General features: G+C 65.7%; 18 protein-coding genes. 9 read left to right on the forward strand and 9 right to left on the reverse strand.

Annotated elements, in window-relative coordinates; all coding sequences use genetic code 11:
• Positions 1-18: 18 nt before the first annotated feature.
• Positions 19-975: a Bug family tripartite tricarboxylate transporter substrate binding protein gene (locus CAL28_RS22075; RefSeq protein WP_094843329.1), complete on the reverse strand. Its 957-nt coding sequence runs from the start codon at positions 973-975 to the stop codon at positions 19-21.
• A gap of 11 nt (positions 976-986) precedes the next feature.
• Positions 987-1,739, reverse strand: coding sequence for a GntR family transcriptional regulator (locus CAL28_RS22080; RefSeq protein ID WP_094843330.1), 753 nt, complete (start codon positions 1,737-1,739; stop codon positions 987-989).
• A 33-nt stretch (positions 1,740-1,772) separates the two neighbouring features.
• Here CAL28_RS22080 and CAL28_RS22085 point away from each other — a divergent pair, with 33 nt between their 5' ends.
• The 3 genes from CAL28_RS22085 (at position 1,773) to CAL28_RS22095 (ending at position 3,922) form a co-directional block, all read left to right on the forward strand.
• The gene (locus CAL28_RS22085; protein WP_094843331.1) at positions 1,773-2,657 is read left to right on the forward strand and encodes a 2-oxoglutarate and iron-dependent oxygenase domain-containing protein; all 885 of its coding nucleotides are present in this window, start codon (positions 1,773-1,775) and stop codon (positions 2,655-2,657) included.
• Positions 2,658-2,805: 148 nt separating this feature from the next.
• A complete protein-coding gene (locus tag CAL28_RS22090) occupies positions 2,806-3,273 on the forward strand; it encodes a nuclear transport factor 2 family protein (RefSeq protein WP_094843332.1) in 468 nt (155 codons plus the stop codon).
• Positions 3,274-3,325: 52 nt separating this feature from the next.
• Positions 3,326-3,922, forward strand: coding sequence for a TetR/AcrR family transcriptional regulator (locus CAL28_RS22095; protein ID WP_094843333.1), 597 nt, complete (start codon positions 3,326-3,328; stop codon positions 3,920-3,922).
• 18 nt (positions 3,923-3,940) lie between these two features.
• On the opposite strand, the gene CAL28_RS22100 is transcribed toward CAL28_RS22095, so the two are convergent.
• Positions 3,941-4,663, reverse strand: a complete 723-nt coding sequence (locus CAL28_RS22100; RefSeq protein ID WP_094843334.1) for a FadR/GntR family transcriptional regulator — start codon at positions 4,661-4,663, stop codon at positions 3,941-3,943.
• Positions 4,664-4,780: 117 nt separating this feature from the next.
• Here CAL28_RS22100 and CAL28_RS22105 point away from each other — a divergent pair, with 117 nt between their 5' ends.
• From CAL28_RS22105 to CAL28_RS22125, 5 genes are read left to right on the forward strand one after another with little or no spacing between them, the layout of a single operon-like run.
• On the forward strand, positions 4,781-5,659 hold the full coding sequence (locus CAL28_RS22105) for a fumarylacetoacetate hydrolase family protein (protein WP_094843335.1): 879 nt from the start codon (positions 4,781-4,783) through the stop codon (positions 5,657-5,659).
• Positions 5,660-5,717: 58 nt separating this feature from the next.
• Positions 5,718-6,698 carry a Bug family tripartite tricarboxylate transporter substrate binding protein gene (locus tag CAL28_RS22110; protein ID WP_094843336.1) on the forward strand — a complete coding sequence of 327 codons (981 nt, stop codon included), beginning with the start codon at positions 5,718-5,720 and terminating at the stop codon, positions 6,696-6,698.
• Positions 6,699-6,703: 5 nt separating this feature from the next.
• Complete coding sequence (locus tag CAL28_RS22115; protein WP_094843337.1) at positions 6,704-7,237, forward strand: (2Fe-2S)-binding protein; 534 nt, start codon at positions 6,704-6,706, stop codon at positions 7,235-7,237.
• Positions 7,234-9,408, forward strand: a complete 2,175-nt coding sequence (locus tag CAL28_RS22120) for a xanthine dehydrogenase family protein molybdopterin-binding subunit (protein ID WP_094843338.1) — start codon at positions 7,234-7,236, stop codon at positions 9,406-9,408. Before CAL28_RS22115 ends, CAL28_RS22120 begins: the two co-directional genes overlap by 4 nt.
• 59 nt (positions 9,409-9,467) lie before the next feature.
• On the forward strand, positions 9,468-10,163 hold the full coding sequence (locus CAL28_RS22125) for a molybdate ABC transporter substrate-binding protein (protein WP_094843339.1): 696 nt from the start codon (positions 9,468-9,470) through the stop codon (positions 10,161-10,163).
• 1 nt (position 10,164) lies between these two features.
• Here the strand turns inward: CAL28_RS22125 and CAL28_RS22130 are convergent, their stop codons facing one another.
• Positions 10,165-10,434, reverse strand: a complete 270-nt coding sequence (locus CAL28_RS22130; protein WP_094843340.1) for a hypothetical protein — start codon at positions 10,432-10,434, stop codon at positions 10,165-10,167.
• 44 nt (positions 10,435-10,478) lie between these two features.
• Entirely contained in the window at positions 10,479-10,724 is a 246-nt protein-coding gene (locus CAL28_RS22135) for a hypothetical protein (RefSeq protein WP_094843341.1), read from the reverse strand.
• Positions 10,725-11,155: 431 nt separating this feature from the next.
• Here CAL28_RS22135 and CAL28_RS22140 point away from each other — a divergent pair, with 431 nt between their 5' ends.
• Positions 11,156-11,485, forward strand: a complete 330-nt coding sequence (locus CAL28_RS22140; protein ID WP_094844786.1) for a virulence factor — start codon at positions 11,156-11,158, stop codon at positions 11,483-11,485.
• 145 nt (positions 11,486-11,630) lie between these two features.
• Here CAL28_RS22140 and serS read toward each other — a convergent pair whose 3' ends face one another.
• The 4 genes from serS to CAL28_RS22160 all read right to left on the reverse strand — a co-directional run bounded on the left by serS (position 11,631) and on the right by CAL28_RS22160 (position 17,949).
• Positions 11,631-12,977, reverse strand: a complete 1,347-nt coding sequence (gene serS, locus CAL28_RS22145; protein WP_094843342.1) for a serine--tRNA ligase — start codon at positions 12,975-12,977, stop codon at positions 11,631-11,633.
• A gap of 45 nt (positions 12,978-13,022) precedes the next feature.
• The gene (locus CAL28_RS22150) at positions 13,023-14,363 is read right to left on the reverse strand and encodes a replication-associated recombination protein A (RefSeq protein ID WP_094843343.1); all 1,341 of its coding nucleotides are present in this window, start codon (positions 14,361-14,363) and stop codon (positions 13,023-13,025) included.
• A gap of 93 nt (positions 14,364-14,456) precedes the next feature.
• Positions 14,457-16,562 (reverse strand): HlyD family efflux transporter periplasmic adaptor subunit, encoded by a 2,106-nt coding sequence (locus CAL28_RS22155; RefSeq protein WP_094843344.1) that lies wholly within the window; start codon positions 16,560-16,562, stop codon positions 14,457-14,459.
• 10 nt (positions 16,563-16,572) lie between these two features.
• Positions 16,573-17,949: an efflux RND transporter periplasmic adaptor subunit gene (locus CAL28_RS22160; protein ID WP_254926200.1), complete on the reverse strand. Its 1,377-nt coding sequence runs from the start codon at positions 17,947-17,949 to the stop codon at positions 16,573-16,575.
• Between the last annotated feature and the right edge of the window lie 11 nt (positions 17,950-17,960).

The raw sequence follows: 17,960 nt of genomic DNA on the forward strand, positions 1-17,960 counted from the left end.
CCCATGTTGCCGCGCAAACTACTCGGCCTTGATGCCGGCGGCCTTGATGACCTGCTGCCACTTCTCGGTCTCGGCCTTCAGCATGGCGGCGAACTGTTCCGGTGTGTCCTTGACGACGTCCTGGCCCATGCCGGCGAAGGTCTTTTGCACATCCGGCCGATCCAGCACCTTCTGCAAGGCCGCGTTGATCTTGTCGACGATCGGGGCCGGCGTACCGGCCGGCGCTACCAGGCCATTCCAGGTGGTCGCGGTATAGCCCTTCAGGCCCGCTTCTATCATCGTGGGTACATCGGGCAGCGCCGCCGAGCGCGTCTGGCCGGTCACCGCCAGGGCGCGCAGCTTGCCGGCCTTGATTTGCGGCGTCGCCAAAGGCAGCACGCTGAACATCAGTTGCACCTGGCCGCCGATCAGGTCGTTGATGGCGGCCGGTCCGCCGCGGTACGGCACATGGGTCATCTTGACGCCCGCGTCACGTTCGAACAACGCCCCCGCCAGATGCAAAGAGGTGCCGATTCCGGAGGACGCATAGTTCAGTTCGCCGGGATGGCTTTTTGCGTACGCGATCAGGTCGGCGACGGAATGGACCGGCAGCGACGGATTCACGACGAGTACGTTCGGCACGCTGCTGACCATGCCTACGGCGGTGAAGTCCTTGGCGGGGTCGAAGGGCAGGTTTTCATAGAGGCTGGCATTGGTCGCCAGCCCGGGGGCCGCCATCAACAGCGTATAACCGTCGGGCGCCGCCTTGGCCACGGCATCCATGCCCAGGTTGCCGCCCGCGCCGGGCCGGTTATCGACGAATACCGGCTGGCCCAGCTCCTCGGCCAGCCCGGGGGTGACCGTGCGCAGGACGACATCGGCACCGCCGCCCGCCGGGAAGCCAAGCACTATCCTGATGGGCCGGTCCGGGTATGCGCTGGCCGCGGCACTGCATACCGCCAGGCAGAGGCCGACGACAAGATGACGCACTTTCATCACTTCTCCTGTTAACTGCCGGAAGATCCCGCCGAGGGCGCGGGCGGCTCCCAGAAAAATTCTGCGGAGTACTGGTAACGGTCTTCGCGAAAGAAATTGTCCGTCCAGCGGATGGGACGTCCGTCCTGGAGATACGTGGACGCCTGGACGTGCATCACCGGGTCGCCCAGGCCGATGCGCAACAGGTCGGCAATGTGGGGTTCGGCGCGCGAGACGCTGATGGTGTGGACGCTTTTCGCGACCTTCAGGTCGAAGTCGTTCCACATGATGTCGTGCAGGCTGCGATGCGGAAATTGAGCGATCGCGCCCTCCATAATGGCCGGCAAATAGCTCTCGACGACCGAAAGCGGCTCGTCATCGAGAAAATGGACCCGTATCAGCTTGAATAGCGGCGCACCTTCTTCCAGGCCGAGAAAAGTCGCAATGGCGCCCCGCGCTGATACCATCTCAGAGGAAATGATGCGCGGATCGCTGTCCAGGGTGGCATGCAGCGGATCTGACAGATTACTAACGTATTTTGAGCGGGCGGATTCCCCGACGCGGCGCGTCCCCACCCCGCGCTGACTGCTGAGCAGCCCTTCGCGCTTGAGCTGGCTGAGGGCATGGCGGACGGTGGTCCGGCTTACGCCGAACTCCCGGCACAGCGCTTGCTCAGTCGCCAAATGATTACCCTGGCCCCATTCGCCTGCCTCGATCCTGCGTCGCAGGACCTGCGCGATCTGATGATAGATCGGTACCCCGGCAGATAAAGTGTGCGTCGACATTTGTATTTAGTTTATAACGTTCGGTACAACAAGATGCCGCAAAAATACTCGACGCGCCGCACAAAGCCAAGCCCAGGATTGCGAGCTATTGGAAAACTCGCCAAATCGAGCATGGCGCGTGGCGGCATCCCGATTGTCGACATTTCCTGCTTATTGCGGCGAGACAATCTAAGGGCAATGCAGAGGACGGTATCCAACATCCGCGCGGCGGCCCGCAATACGGGCCTTTTCTACCTGGCGGGACACCGCATACCTCATGCCCTGCTACGCCGAGTCTACCTGTGCTCATTAAGCCAGTTCGAATTCTCGCCAGAATTCAAAATTGCCTCGCTCACAGGGGAAGGAGTAAATCGCTACATTGTGGACAGGCGGTCGATTTTTGACGGGGCGCAATACGAGAATCGCGCGGACGGCGACTTGCCTGCCGTGATGGAGCGCTATTATGGCCGCATTTTTGATTTATGCCGACCGCTGCTGGAAGGCTGTTCGATGGCCCTGGGCGACCCGGCGGACTTCTTCCACTGCCTATGGCGTCATCCGCTGCTGCACGGGAAGCTGATTCAAAATCGCGCCCCCGCGGCGGCACCGGCCGGTCATCCCGCCGCCGTGGACCAGGCGCACGACGCCATAACCATACTATGGGCGGATGAGGTGGATGCCATCCGCGTATACGACCACCCGCCCCGCATCGCGCAATCCATGCCGGAGGACGCACGGTTCAGCTTCCGTATCGCGGATACCATGGCTCGCTGGTCCAGCGATTTGCATATTTCCGTCCCGCATCGCCAGTACGAGGGCCCCGGCCGGGAGACTTTTCTCATTCCGGTGCTCTACGGAAAAGAAAACAATATTCCAGTTCAGTGCTCCAACGGCTGTATTTTCACCACGCAATCGGAACAGTTCGCCCTGGTGGTTTAGGGTTAATTGAGGAATACCTTTACAAGGAATAAGCACGGGATTGACGGCGGATATGCTTGCACTTTCTTGTACCGTACAGTACAGTCATGTCTGATCGGTACAGCCGACCGTCTTTGCTCCCTCCTTCACTACGCCTCCGAGGTTTCCCATGAGCACGCGCCCGCCGCTTCCCCCCTTCTCCCGCGAATCCGCCATCCAGAAAGTCCGCCTTGCCGAGGACGGCTGGAATAGCCGCGACCCGGAGAAGGTTTCCCTGGCATACACGGAGGACACCGCATGGCGTAACCGTGCGGAATTCGCCCACGGGCGCGCCCAGGTGGTGGAATTCCTGACCCGGAAGTGGCGCAAGGAACTGGATTACCGGCTGATCAAGGAATTGTGGGCCCACGACGGCAACCGTATCGCCGTGCGCTACGCTTACGAGTGGCACGACGATTCGGGCAACTGGTTCCGCTCCTATGGCAACGAAAATTGGGAATTCGACGACGCGGGGTTGATGCGGCATCGCCACGCGTCGATCAACGATGTGCCCATCAAGGAAACGGAGCGCAAGTTCCACTGGCCCCTGGGGCCGCGCCCGGCGGATCACCCCGGACTGAGCGACCTCGGGCTGTAGACGAAGATTCAACCAGGGCGCCCGCAAGGATGCGCCCGTAACGCGAGCAGATATGCCAAGAACCGTCGCGGAGCGGCAGGACGTGATTCCGGTCCTGGTCGAGGTATTCCGGCGCTATGGATACGAAGGCACCAGCCTGAGCCGCATTACCGAAGGCACCGGCCTTGGCAAGGGCAGCCTTTATCACTTCTTTCCCGGCGGCAAGGACGAAATGGCCGCGGCGGTGCTGGCGCATATCGATGACTGGTTCCAGCGCAATATCTACGCGCCATTAAGGGAAGCGCCATCCCCGCGCGACGGTATCGCCGCCATGTTCGACAAGGTGTCCGCGTATTTCCTTTCCGGGCGCAAGGCCTGCCTGGTGGGCGTATTCGCGTTGGGCAACGAGCGGGATCGGTTCGCGCAGGCGGTCTCGTCCTATTTCCGCGCGTGGGCGGCTGCCGTGACGGCTGTGCTCGAAAAGGGCGGTGTGCCGCCCGCGCCGGCGCGCGACCTGGCCGAAGAAATCGTGGGCGGCATCCAAGGGGCGCTGGTCCTGGCACGCGCCTGGAACGACCCACAGGTCTATTGCCGCATGGCGGGCGGGCTGCGCGAACGCGTCCTGCGCACGCTGCCGGAGCCAGAGCCGGCAGCGCCGCCGCCGCGCTGAACGACCCGCCCCCTCCCTCTATTCGCCAAACAGATTGCGCTGGATCTGGTCCAGATGCTCCACCATCAGGCTGGCGGCCTGCGCGGCGTCGCGATCGCGCAGGGCGTTGACCATGGCACGATGCTGGCGCTCGTACTGCGCCCGGCGCGCGGGCGTCAGGGAATTGCGCTTGAGCCTGCCCCATTCACCCTGCTCGCGAACCTGGTTCATCAGCTCCAGGATCTGCATGAAAAACGCGTTGTGCGTGGCTACCGCGAAAGCCTTGTGCAAGGCGCCATCCCAGTATTCGAACGCTTCGATCGAGGTGGCGGCCTCCGATTGCTCCAGGCAGTTGGCCATCGCGGAGAAATCGGCGGCCGTCGCGTTGCGCGCGATCATCCCCGGCAACAGCGGTTCGATCAGGCGGCGCGCCTCCATCAGTTCGGCGGGGCTGACGTTGCCGTCGAAGCGCGGCAAGGCGGGCTCTTGCGCCATGGCGTCCGCCTGCTCCGAGACAAAGGTCCCGCTGCCCACGGACTGGACGATCAAGCCGCGCTCTCGCAGGTCCGAGAGCACGCGGCGCACGGAGCCGCGCGAGGCCCCGAAGCGTACGCTCAGCTCGCGTTCCGGCGGCAGCTTCACCCCGGGGCGCAGCCTGCCGCCGAGGATTTCATCGCGCAGATAGCGCGATAGCGCCTTCGCTCCCGGCGCACGCAGGGATGCGCCGGCGTCGGGCGCTTCTACCTTGGTCTTCGTATCCATACGGCGAGCTTAAAGAAAGAGGACCAATTGGTCAATAATTTTGGATATTGGCTTGCATCAGGGCCAAATTGGTTCTACATTACGCGCTGTTTTGACCAATTGGACTATGGAGTTGCCATGAAATTCGCCCAGCTTTCCTATCAGGGCCAACGCACGATCGCCGTCGTCGACACCGAAAAAGGCCAATTTTGGCCAGTTTCCGAACTGGCGCCCGGGTTTTCCGGCGATATGGTCCAATTGGTACAAGAATACGAGGCACTGAAGCCCAAACTGACGCCAACCGGCGCCGGCAAGCCCCTGAAGGACGCCAAGGTGCTGGCCCCGATCGACAAGCCGCGCCGCAATATTTTCTGCGTCGGCAAGAACTACCACGAACATGCGGCCGAATTCAGCAAGTCGGGATTCGACAGCAGCGCCAAGGAAGGCGAGCACGCGCCGGAAGCGCCGGTCGTGTTCACCAAGCCTGCCAGCACGGTGATCGGTCCCGACGACAAGATCCCCCCGCATGCGGAAGTCGCCAAGCAGCTGGACTACGAGGTCGAGCTGGCCATCGTGATCGGCAAGCCGGGCCGCGGCATCAAGAAGGCCGACGCTTTCAAGCACATCTTCGGCTACACCATCGTCAACGACTTCACCGCGCGCGACTTGCAGAAGCTGCATCGGCAGTGGTTCCTGGGCAAGGCCCTGGACGGTTTCTGCCCGATGGGACCCTACGTCGTCACCAATGACGCGCTGGACGCCACCAATCTGGACGTGAAGTGCTGGGTCAACGGCGAGCTGCGCCAGAACTCCAATACCTCGTTGCTGATTTTCGATATCCCCACCCTGATCGAAACGATCTCGGCGGGCATCGAATTGCAACCCGGCGACGTGATCGCCACCGGCACGCCGGCCGGCGTGGGCATCGGCTTCAATCCGCCCAAGTTCGTCAAGTCGGGCGACGTGATGCGCATGGAGATCCAGGGCATCGGCGTGCTGCAGAACGCGGTCGCCTAATCGCGCACGGACACGGCGCAAAACACAGCAAGACGCTATACCCTCCGAGGAGACATCGATGAAGACCTTCCTGCGCGGCCTGGCGGCCGCGAGCCTTGCCGCGTGCGCGGCCGTCGGCATAAGCGCGCCGGCGGCGGCCGCGCCCTACCCCAATCACCCCGTGACAATCATCGTGCCGTTCGGCGCGGGGGGATCGGCCGACGTCTACGCCCGGGTGCTGGCGCAGCACCTGGGCCAGGAAACCGGTCAATCCTTCGTGGTGGAGAACCGTCCCGGCGCCGGCGCCGTCATCGGTACGCAGTACGTCGCGAAAGCGGCACCCGACGGCTATACGCTGCTGATGATGTCCAATACGCAGACGGTCAACGAAACGCTGCTGCACAATAAGCCGTATGAACTCATGCGCGACTTCACGGCGGTCGCGCCGGTGAACGAAGCGCCGCTGGTACTGGTGGTGCGCGATGGCTTGCCGATCCACAGCGTGCAGGAGTTGATCAAGGCGGCCAAGGCCAAGCCGGGCCAGCTCAACTACGCATCGTCCGGCACCGGTACGCCGTACCACATGGCCGGCGAGCTCTTCAAAAGCCTGACCGGCGTGAATATCGTCCACATCCCCTACAAGAGCAGCGGCGGCGCGCGCACCGACGTACTCGGCGGCCAGGTCGATATGATGTTCGACGCCGTCAGCACGATGACCGACCTGATCCAGACCAAGAAGGTGCGGGCGCTGGCCACCACGGGCAATACGCGCTCCAGCGTGCTGCCGGACGTGCCCACCATGGCCGAGGCCGGCGTGCAGGGCTACACGGCTACCCTGTGGCTGGGCCTGCTGGCGCCGAAGAATACGCCCAAGGAGGTGGTCGACTTCCTGAACGAGAAGATCGGCAAGATCGTCAGCGATCCGCAGATCGTGGCGGTATGGGCCAAGAGCGGCGTGACGCCGATGAAAATGACGCCCGCGCAGTTCACCGACTTCCTGAAGGGCGACATCGACAAGTGGGGCGCGATCGTCAAGTCGGCGAACATCAAGGTGGATTGAGCGTCATGGCAGAGCACGCCGCGATCGCTTTCACCTTGAACGGCCGGCCCGCGCAGCTGAGCGTGGATGGCGAACGGCGGCTGCTCGATGTGCTGCGCAATGACCTGGACCTGAAAAGCAGCCATTACGGCTGCGGTTCCGGCGAATGCGGTGCCTGCTTCGTGCTGCTGGACGACCGCGCGGTTCCCGCCTGCGATACGCCGATGTGGGCGGTCGCGGGCAAACGCGTGGTGACGTCCGAAGGCCTGGGCACGCCGCGCGACCCTCACCCGCTGCAGGCCGCGTTCATCGCGGAACAGGCCGCGCAATGCGGCTACTGCACATCGGGCATGCTGATCGCGGGTGCCGCGCTGCTGCAGCGTTGTCCGCGGCCCTCGGATGTCCAGATCCGCGAGGGCATGGAACGCAACCTGTGCCGCTGCGGTACGCAGCTGCGCGTCATCAAGGCGATACGACGCGCGGCCAAGGTCAGCGCCGGCGGGCCTGACGGGAGCGATGCGGACGCCGCGAATCGCGGCCAGGGGGACGACTCCCGATGACAACGCCCCCTTCCCTGCCCCCCAGCCTGCAGGCCAACGCCAGACTGTCGACCTGGCTGCGCGTGGATCCGTCAGGCTATATCGAAGTCCGTTCCGGCAAAGTAGAAATCGGCCAGGGCATATTGACGGCGTTGGCGCAGATCGCCGCCGAGGAGCTGGACGTCGCGTTCGACCGCATCCGCATGGTGCCCGCGGACACGGCGAACAGCCCCGACGAAGCCGTGACTTCGGGCAGCCTGTCCATCCAGCACTCCGGCTCGGCCTTGCGGCACGCCTGCGCGCAGGCGCGCGCCCTTCTGCTGGAGACGGCCGCGGCGCGGCACGGCGTCGCCGTCGATACCTTGACCGTGATCGACGGCGCCATTCATCGCGGCGGCGTGCGGCTGGCGGCGTATTGGGAGCTGGCCGACGAGGCGCTGCTGGACCGTGCCGCGAGCCCGCAGGTCGCGCCCAAGCGGCGCGACGCCTATCGCATCGTCGGCAACGCGCAAGCGCGGGCCGACATCGCCGAGAAAGTCTTCGGACAGTTTCGCTTTATCCATGACCTGGCGCTGCCCGGCATGGTCCACGGACGCATGGTGCGCCCGCCATCGCCCGACGCGGAGCTGCTGGATTGGGACGCGGATGGCGTCTCGGCGTGGGACGGCATCCTGGCGGTGTGCCGCGATGGCTCGCTGGCCGGTGTCGTGGCCGAAACCGAGGCGCTGGCCGAGCGGGCCGCCGCCGCGCTGGCCAAGTCCGCCCGCTGGCGCGAGCGGGCCACGCTGCCCGACGTCGATGCGCTACCCGCATGGCTCAAGACGCTGCGCACGGTGGACATGCGGTTGGGCAACGCGGGAGACGCCGCGCCCGATCCCAACAGCGACACGAGCCCCGCTGGCCACACTGCGGCCGGGGCCGCGCGCAGGACATTCCGCGCCGCGTACAGCAAGCCATTCATCAAGCATGGCTCCATCGGCCCGTCCTGCGCGCTGGCGCTGGCTGGCGAGGGCACGCTTCAGGTGTGGAGCCATACGCAAGGCATTTTCAATCTGCGCAAGGACCTGAGCCTGGCGTTCGCATTGCCGGAGACGGCCATCGTCGTCCGCCACGTCCAGGGCGCCGGCTGCTATGGGCACAACGGCGCGGACGACGTCGCCTACGACGCTGCCTGGCTGGCGCGGCGCTGTCCAGGGCGGCCGGTGCGCGTGCAATGGTCTCGCGCCGACGAACTGAACTGGTCGCCGCATGGCCCGGCGATGTCGATCGAACTGCGGGCCGACGTGGACGAAGACGGCCGCATCGTGGCATGGCGGCATGAGCTATGGAGTCCCGGCCACGGCCTGCGGCCCGGCCGTTCGTCCACGCCGACGCTGCTGGGTTCCTGGTACCTGGAGCGGCCTTTCGAGCGGCTGCATTCGGTGGATGCGCCACGCGCGGCGGGCGGCGGCGCCGATCGCAACGCCGAACCGATCTATCGATTCGAAACCACGGATGTGCTGTGCCACCGGGTGCTGGATGTCCCCCTGCGGACATCGTCCCTGCGCGCGCTCGGCGCCTATGGCAACGTCTTCGCCATCGAGTCCTTCATGGACGAACTGGCACGCGCGGCGCACGCCGACCCCCTGGCCTACCGCCTGGCACACCTGGCCGATGCGCGAGGCATCGCCGTCCTGCGACAGGCCGCCGCGATGGCGAACTGGGAAACCCGTATCGAGCCGCGCGGCGAAGGCCAGGGCATGGGTATCGGTTTCGCGCGCTACAAGAATACCGGCGCCTACTGCGCCGTGGTCGCCGATGTCGACGTGCAGGAGCAGGTACGCGTGCGTCGCCTGTGGATCGCCGTGGACGTCGGCCTGGTCATCAACCCCGATGGCGTACGGCAGCAGATCGAAGGCGGCGCGCTGCAGGCGGTCAGTTGGACGCTGATGGAGGCGGCACGCTTCGACCGCACCCGTATGCTGGGCGATAACTGGCAGGATTACCCCATGCTGCGATTCTCGCAGGTGCCCGAAGTGGAAGTGGCCATCGTGCAGCATCCCGGCGACGACCCGGTCGGTGCGGGGGAAGGATCGCTCGGCCCCACGGCGGCCGCGATCGGCAACGCCGTCTTCGACGCCCTGGGCGTGCGGGTGCGCGACCTGCCGCTGACCTTCGAACGCATCGCCGCCGCCATGGAAGACGAGCCCTGAAACCAAGATCCGCGCGCGATACCGCGCGGAAGAAAACCCGGAATCAACCAAGGATACGGATGAAACTGAACCTCTTCAGCGGCGGAGCCGCGAAAGCCGTCGTCACCGGCCTGCAGGCCGAGTTCGAACAACGCCACGGCGCCACGCTGCAAGCCAGCTTCGGCGCGGTGGGCACGATGCGCGACCAGTTGCTGGCCGGCGCGCCCTGCGATGTGATCATTCTTTCCGATGCGCTGATCAAGGACCTGGAAAAGCAGGGGCACGTGGTCGCCGGCAGCGCCCGTCCCCTGGGACGGGTCGAAACCGGCGTGGCCGTGCGCACCGGCGAGCCGGCCGTCGCCGTTGACGACGGCGCCGCGCTGAAGGCCACGCTGGCCGCGGCGCGTGGGCTGTACGTGCCCCATCTGCAGCAGTCGACCGCCGGGCAGCACATCGCCAACGTGCTGCGCAGGCTGGGGCTGGACGGGGCCCTGGCGGGCCGCATACACGAGTATCCCAACGGCGCCGTGGCGATGGGCGAATTGGCCCGGACGACAGGCGACGGCATGATCGGCTGCACGCAGGTTACCGAGATCCTGTACACGCCGGGCGTTACGCTGGTGGGGGAACTGCCGAAGGAATATGGCCTGAGCACCGTATACACGGCGGCATGCTGCAGCAAGGCGGCCGATCCGGCGGGCGCCAGGGCCTTCGTCGACGCGCTGGGCGGCGCGGACTCCCTGGCGCTGCGCAGGCAGGCCGGTTTCGTGGTCTGAACTATCTGTGCAAAAGGCGTCGCATGGCCAGGGCCGCGGCGACGCCTATGACCAGCGTGAACATGAAGGCGGCCACCGCCAGGATGGGCGCCTGGTCCATGAAGTCGCCGGTCAGCGTCGCGAACAATACGCCGCCGCCATTCAAGACCGCCAGCGCCGCGCATCCGGTAAGGGTGGCCCCAAGACGACTGGCGCGCGCGCATAATGCGCCGCCCAAAATGGCGATGGCCACTACCGTGGCCATTCCCCAGAACAGACTTTCATACGCCATCGCATGGCCGCCTTCGGACGAAAAGCGGCAGTGTAACGGCCAAATTACCCGTTGCGCGAATACTCGGGCTCACCGTTGTAGCGAACGCCGCGTATGCCCTGGAACAGCTGGCGGCAATTGCGTTCCGCTTCGTCCTGCGACGCGAAGGCTCGGCCGCCTGCGAGGGTCCAGCACTTCTCCGGCGCGTTGACGCCGATCTTGCGAGTCCACACCTGCACCCGGTATTTGCGGTCCTCGTCGGCGGCCACCGCGCAACGCACACGAAATCCATTGACCGTACGAGTCTCCATGTGAACTCCCTTGAGTGAGCAGCTCGCCGGGATGGCGGCCAGTGAGCGGCATTTTGCCGCGCCAACCAGGACGCCTTTATTGCGGCCTGGAAACTAAAAGCGATAAAGATTTTCTGAGTACGAAAGCCATTCGGGCGAAAAAACGTCGGCGCGGCACTGCGGCTGGGCCGCTCTTTGTAACGGCGTGTGAATACGAGGGCGTCGACTACGGATGAGCAGACCTGTTTCACCCCATTTCGCCACTGGGGATGCCCTCGGTAATTTGCCACACGAAAAACCACAAAACCCTAAAATCACACAGAACGCGCCGGCCGATGTAGCGGATTGTCGCCTTTTGATGACTTGCACGGCGGGCGCGGCTTCGCGTTTTCCCCGACAATGGGGCCGTCATTTTCCACAGCTGCCTGGCAGCAAAGCGCAGGAACATCATGATCAAACGTTGGATAGTCTCTGGTCTTGGCGCCGCCGCCCTGCTGGCCTCGGGTGTCGCGATGGCTCGTGTGGATGTAGGGATTTCCATCGGCGTTCCGCCGCTGATCGTCGGCGCCCCGGTCTATGCCGCGCCCGCCCCGGTCTATGTCGCCCCGCCGCCCCCGGTCTACGTGGCGCCGCCTCCCATCGTGGTGGCCCCGCGCCCGGTCTATGTCGCGCCGCGGCCCTACTATTACCCCGGCCCTTACTATGGTCCCCGTTACCACGGCGGCCCGCGCTACTATCACGAGCGCTGGGACGGCCATCACGGCAAGGGCCATCGCCACTGATCCCCTGGCGGGGGTAACTCCCGCCCATGACGGTGCCGCGCCGTCCGGCCCAAAAACAAACCCGCCTCGGCGGGTTTGTTTTTGGGGGTTGCGGCCAGGGGCCCCGAACGGGGCGACGGCGCCGGCCGGGCCGGCTTGCGCGGACTCAGGGACGCAGCACCGATACGCCCCCCATATAGGGCTGCAAGGCCTGGGGGACGAGCACCGAACCGTCGGCCTGCTGGTAGTTCTCCAGGACGGCGACCATCGTACGGCCCACCGCCAGGCCGGAGCCATTCAAAGTATGGACGAACTCCGGCTTGCCCTGCGCATTGCGGAAACGCCCCTGCATCCGACGCGCCTGGAAGTTCTCGCAATTCGATACGGATGAGATCTCGCGCCAGGTATTCTGGGCCGGCAGCCAGACTTCCAGATCGAAAGTCTTCGCGGAATTGAAGCCCATGTCGCCCGTGCACAGCAGCATGACGCGATACGGCAGCCCCAGCAGTTGCAGGACACGTTCGGCGTGGCCGACCATCTCGTCCAGGGCCGCATAGGACTTCTCCGGCTGCACAATCTGCACCATTTCAACTTTATCGAACTGGTGCTGGCGGATCATGCCGCGGGTGTCGCGGCCGCCGCTGCCCGCTTCCGAACGGAAGCAGGGCGTATGGGCCGTCAGCTTCAGGGGCAGGTCGCCATCGGCCAGGATGGCGTCGCGGGCGACGCTGGTCAGCGTGACTTCCGACGTGGAAATCAGGTATTGGTCTTCGCGGACGTACGGTTTGCCTGCGTCATCCACGCGGGGGTCGTCGTCGGCGCCACCCTTGGTCACCCAGAACATATCGTCCTTGAACTTCGGCAACTGGCCCACGCCGTACAGCGTGGAACTGTTGACGATGTAGGGCGTATAGCATTCCGTATAACCATGCTGGCCGGTGTGCAGATCCAGCATGAATTGCGCCAGCGCCCGATGCAGGCGCGCGATCTGGCCGCGCATGAAGGAAAAGCGCGCCCCTGACAGTTTGGCCGCCGTATCGAAATCCAGGCCCAGGGGCTCGCCGACGGCGACGTGGTCCTTCGGTTCGAAAGGCAAAGGCGGGGGATTGCCGTCCGGGCCGGCCTCGGCGGGAAGCCAGCGGCGGACTTCCACGTTATCGTCGCTGGACGCACCGACCGGCACGCTGGGATGCGGCAGGTTGGGTACCACGCGCAGCAGCTCCGTGAGCGATTCCTGCACCTCGGCCAGGTCTTCTTCCAACTGCTTCAGGCGCGCGGGCAGGGCCTGCGATTCGGCCATCACGGCGCTGGCGTCTTCCCCTTTGGCCTTGAGCTGGCCGATCTGCTTGGCCAGGGCATTGCGCCGCGCCTGCAAGGACTCTGTCTCTGTCTGCACGGACTTGCGGCGAGATTCCAGCGCATTGAAGCGTTCCATATCGAACTGGACGCCGCGGGTCTTGAGCCGGTCGACGACGGTTTGCAGGTCTTTGCGCAGCAGGGTGGGGTCAAGCATGGTTCTCTGGGGGGGCGGGTTACAGGGGGGCGGGGCCGCGGGGCCCTACCGCTTGCCGGACTTGGCCTGGGCGTCCAAATCGCGCAGGAAGGCCAGCTTCTGCTGGATTTTAGCTTCCAGACCGCGATCGGTCGGCTGGTAGAAGGTGGGATGCAGGCCATCGGGAAAGTAATCTTCTCCCGCGGCATAACCGTGCGGTTCGTCGTGGGCGTAGCGATAGGCGTGGCCGTGCCCCAACTGCTTCATCAGCTTGGTGGGCGCGTTGCGCAGGTGTATGGGCACCGGCGCGCTGCCGTGTTCCTCCGCATAGCGGCGCGCGGCGTTGTAGGCGTTGTAGACCGCGTTGGACTTGGCCGCGCAGGCCAGGTATACGACGGCCTGGGCCAGGGCCAGTTCTCCTTCGGGCGAGCCCAGGCGTTCGTAGATGTCCGCGCCGTTCAGGGCGATCTCGGTCGCGCGCGGATCGGCCAGGCCGATATCCTCGATGGCCATGCGCACGAGGCGGCGCGAGAGATAACGGGGGTCCGCGCCGCCATCGATCATGCGCGCGAACCAGTACAGCGCGGCGTCGGGGTCCGAGCCACGCACCGACTTGTGCAACGCGCTGATCTGGTCGTAGAAGGCATCGCCGCCCTTGTCGAAGCGGCGCAGGTTTTGCGATAGCGACGTTTCCAGCCATTCAGCATCGACGATGTCGCGATGCGCCGTACGCGCCGACTCCGCGACGACTTCGACGGCGTTGATCAGCCGGCGCGCATCGCCGTCGGCCCAGCCGGCCAGCTGTTCGCGCGCGCTGTCGTCAAAGCGCATGGCCGCGTCGTCCGGAAAAGTGGCATTCAGCTCTACCAGGGCGCGGTCGATCAGCTGCATCAGTTCCTGCGCGGTCAGCGATTGCAGGACATACACGCGGGCGCGCGACAACAGCGCGGAATTGACCTCGAAAGAGGGATTTTCCGTGGTGGCGCCGATGAAGGTGAACAGGCCGCTTTCCACATAGGGCAGGAAGGCGTCCTGCTGAGCCTTGTTGAAGCGGTGGACTTCGTCGACGAAGAGGATGGTGCGGCGTCCCTGGCCTTGGGCGACCTGGGCCACCGCGACCGCGTCGCGGATGTCCTTGACGCCGCCCAGCACGGCCGAAATGGCGATGAACTGGGAGTCGAAGCCATCGGCCATCAGGCGCGCCAGCGTGGTTTTGCCCACGCCCGGCGGCCCCCAGAAGATCATGGAATGCGGACGCCCGGACTGGAAGGCCACGCGCAGGGGCTTGCCTTCGCCCAGCAGATGGGATTGCCCGACGACATCGTCCAGGGTGCGCGGACGCAGGCGTTCCGCCAGCGGCACGTGGGCCCGCTGCGTCGGGTCCGCGGCGAACAGATCGTTGCTCATGGGATGGAAAGAGACCGAATCGAGAAGGTATTACACCAGATATGGGGGCGCCGATGCCTTTGGCCAAGCCCCGGCCGGCCCCGGAGGGATCCCTCAGAAGCCGATTTCCCGGTGCAGCACCGCCATTGCGCTGCGCAGATAGCGCCAGCTCGGTACGGCCCATTTGCCGAACACCACGACCTTGCCGCGCCAGGCATGCTGGGCCGCGGTCGCGTCGGTCGACAGCACTTTCAGGCTGACGCGGTAGATGGGGCGTTCCGGATAGAACTGGCCGTTCTTTTCCCGCGCCACCACGCTGCCGCCGAACAGGTTGGACAGCTCCGGCTCGGACAGGGTCCGGCTGGTATCGCGATCGATGCCGGTGATCTCGACGCGGGCGACGGGCCCCTCGGGCGTGTCGGAATAAAACTTTCCGGTGTCGCCGACCGAAATCAGGTTCAGCTCATCCTCATCCAGGTAGGCGATCGCCACCTGCCCCTGATCGGAGACCAGGCGGGCCAGCGGTTCCTGCTTGGCCATCCATACCCCCGGCCGCGCCTCCGGATTCACATCGGTGAGCACCCCCGCGAAAGGCGCCACCGGCGCGTAGCGGGCGGCATCCGCGTCGACCGCCGCGATCTCGGCCTCGGCCGCACCCAGTTGTTCGCGCGATACCTGCAATTGGGTACGCTGTTCCTTGTCGAAGGACGCGGCGGCGGTTTGCCAGCGCAGGCTTTCGATACGGGCCAGGGCGCTCTGCCTGCGGGCGGCAAGATCGGGAGACGACAGCTGCAGCAGAACCGCGCCTGGCTCCACGCGCTGGCCGTCCGCGACCGGCATGGCCTGGACCCGCGCATGGGCGGGTGCATAGATCACCAGTTGATCGGCGGGACGCAGCAGCGCGCTGACGGCGACCCGGCTGGGCCAGGGCATGCCCAGCAGGAGCACGAGCGCCAGCGCGACGATGGCGCTATGGCGGGCCCGGCGTCGCGTCCGGATCGCCGGCCATAGCCTGCGCCAGGCCTGCAATTCGCAAAACAGCGGCAGCAGCAGGAACCAGCCGATTTCCACGGCGAAAAGCAGGATGCCCACGGCCTTGATGAAGAAGGCATACACCAGGGCCGCGATGCCCAGGAAAACCACAAGGCGATAGATCCAGGTTGCGTAGGCGAAGAGGATCAGGCCGGCCTGCCGATGGCGGGGAAAATGTTCCGGCGGCGGCTCGCCCAGGGCGAACAGCCGTTCGCGCAGGTCCCAGCGCGCCAGCGCGAACGCGCGGGTATGCAGGTTGGGCATTTCCAGCCAATCCGACAGCAGGAAGTAGCCGTCGAAGCGCATGAAGGGACTCATGTTGATGGCGACGGTCGCGAACCAGGTCGTGGTGGCGAGCAGGAAAGCCAGCGATTTGAGCGTGCCGTCGGGCAGCACCGCCCAGGCCCAGGTCGCCCAGGCGGCGACGATCAGCTCGGTCGCCACGCCTGCGCCGACCACGGCCAGACGCTGCCGCCGCCGCGTCAGCCGCCAGACGTCGTTGGTATCGGTATACGCGACGGGCCACATGACGAGAAAGGCAATGCCCATGGCGGGCACCTTGCAGCCCAGTCTCTTGGCAGTCACGGCATGGCCCAGTTCGTGCAGCGTTTTGACCGCCGCCAGCGTGACGGCGTAGCTGGCCAGCCCGGACCACGAGATCGTATCCACCAGCGTAGCGGTGAAACGGTCCCACTGGCGATAGACCTCGACCAGGCCCCAGCCCAGCGCCGCCAGCGTGAGGCAGAGAAACGCGCGGGAATACAAAAAAGACAGGCGCGGCGCCCATCGGGTCAGCCAGGCATCCGGCCTGACGAGGGGTATGCGAAAGAACAGATAGTTATGCAGCAGCCAGGTGCCGAGTCCCCCACGATGCCGGCGCAGCCGACTGGCGTAGTCCGCGGCGGCGCCGGGCTGGGGCCGGAGCAGTTCGTTGTCGCGCAGGAAGGCAACGACGTCCGCGACGTCGGCATGCTCGATCTGCAAGGTCGTCTCGCGGCTGGCGACTGCCGCGATCGCGGACGGCTCGCCCAGGTGCCAGCGGCTGAGGATCTCGAACGTGGGCCAATCGATCTGGAAAAACCGGTTGCGCACGGGATCGTGCAGCGTATGGCTGGGCTGGCCGTCGGCCAGCACCGGCCCCGGCATCAATGCGAGCTCCTCGCGCAGCGGTGGCAGGACTTCCTTCATGGGCGCCGGCTCATAGCCCGACGTGCTGCCGGATCGTGGCCAATGGCCGACGCAGCATCCAATAGACCAGCGGCACCCGGTCGCCGATCAGCTTGGCGGTGCCTTTCAGCCCCACGCGTTGGCCGGCGCCGCCGTCGATGCGGGCCCGCACGCGGTAGGCGTAGCTGCCGTCGGGACGAGGCACGGCGTCGTGGGCGACGTAGCGCACGCGCGCCGACACGGAGTCCAACGGCGCGGAAGCAAGATAGAGTTCGACCATGGCCCCGCTCTCCAGCGGGATCGCGTCGCCGATGGGTAGCCACGCCTCGACTTCCACGTCGTCCGGCGCGGCGATGCGCATGATGCGTTCGCCCGTCTGGACGGGTTTGCCTATCCATTCGCTGGGGTCGTCGAAGAGCGCGATACCGTCGCGGGGCGCGGTGACGCGGGATCGCTCGAACTGGCCGCGCGCGTAGGCGGCTTCGGCCTGTTTTTCTTCGATCTTTCCGCTCAGGATGGCCAGCTGCGCCTTGGATTTGGGATCGGACAAAGCTTGCTGGGCGTATTGCCGGTATTCGGCCTGCGCCGTGGCCAGCGTCTGCCTGGCGACTTCCAATCGGGTGGCGATGGGCGCTTCATCGAAGTTGAACAGCGCCTGGCCCGTCTTCACGGCCTGATTGGGCTGGACCTGGAATTGCGCGACCACCCCGTCCACGGGGGCGCGGATAACGGCTGGATCCGCCGGCACCAGCTCGCCCGGCGCCAGCACGGACAACCGCACCGGGCAGGACAGTATCGCCAGCACCAGCGCGGCGACCAGGGTGCGGCGCTGTCTCCACCAGGGCATGCCGGGCTTGCGCCCGATCATGGCCTGCGCGGCGAGTCTGGCGCGCTGCCAGGACCATCCCGCGGTGCCGCCCTGCCCGCGCCAGGCGTGATGCCAGGCATCGACCCACTCCACCAGCAAGGCAAGGGCGTCGCCGGACCATGGAACGTCCGCCGCGAGGAATACGCCGCCGCCCGCGCCTTCGCGCGCACGACCGCTGAAGGGCAGCCACAGGCCGTAAGGCGGCAGCCATTCCGTCCATTCGGCGGCCAGGACAGCGGGCAGATCGGAGGCTGTTACAGGCATCGCGGACGCGGACCTGTCGTGCAGGACGCGACAGACCTTGGCCAGCCATTGCGCGTATGGGGCATTGGCTTCCGGCTCCACGACGCCGGACAGCGATTCCAGGCCCTTGTCGGCCAGCCACAGCGCGCCTTGCCGGTAAGGCGCCAGGGCATGGGTGTCATTGACGACCAGGAAGGCGAGCTCCGCCGCGCTGTCCGCCACGCGGGCGCGCCGACACAAGTCGAGCAGCACCAGCAGGGGATGCGTGGCCGCAGATGCCTGCGCGGCGGCGTTCACGTCCCTGGCCT

The sequence above is a fragment of the Bordetella genomosp. 11 genome, from assembly GCF_002261215.1.
Classification (GTDB): domain Bacteria; phylum Pseudomonadota; class Gammaproteobacteria; order Burkholderiales; family Burkholderiaceae_B; genus Bordetella_C.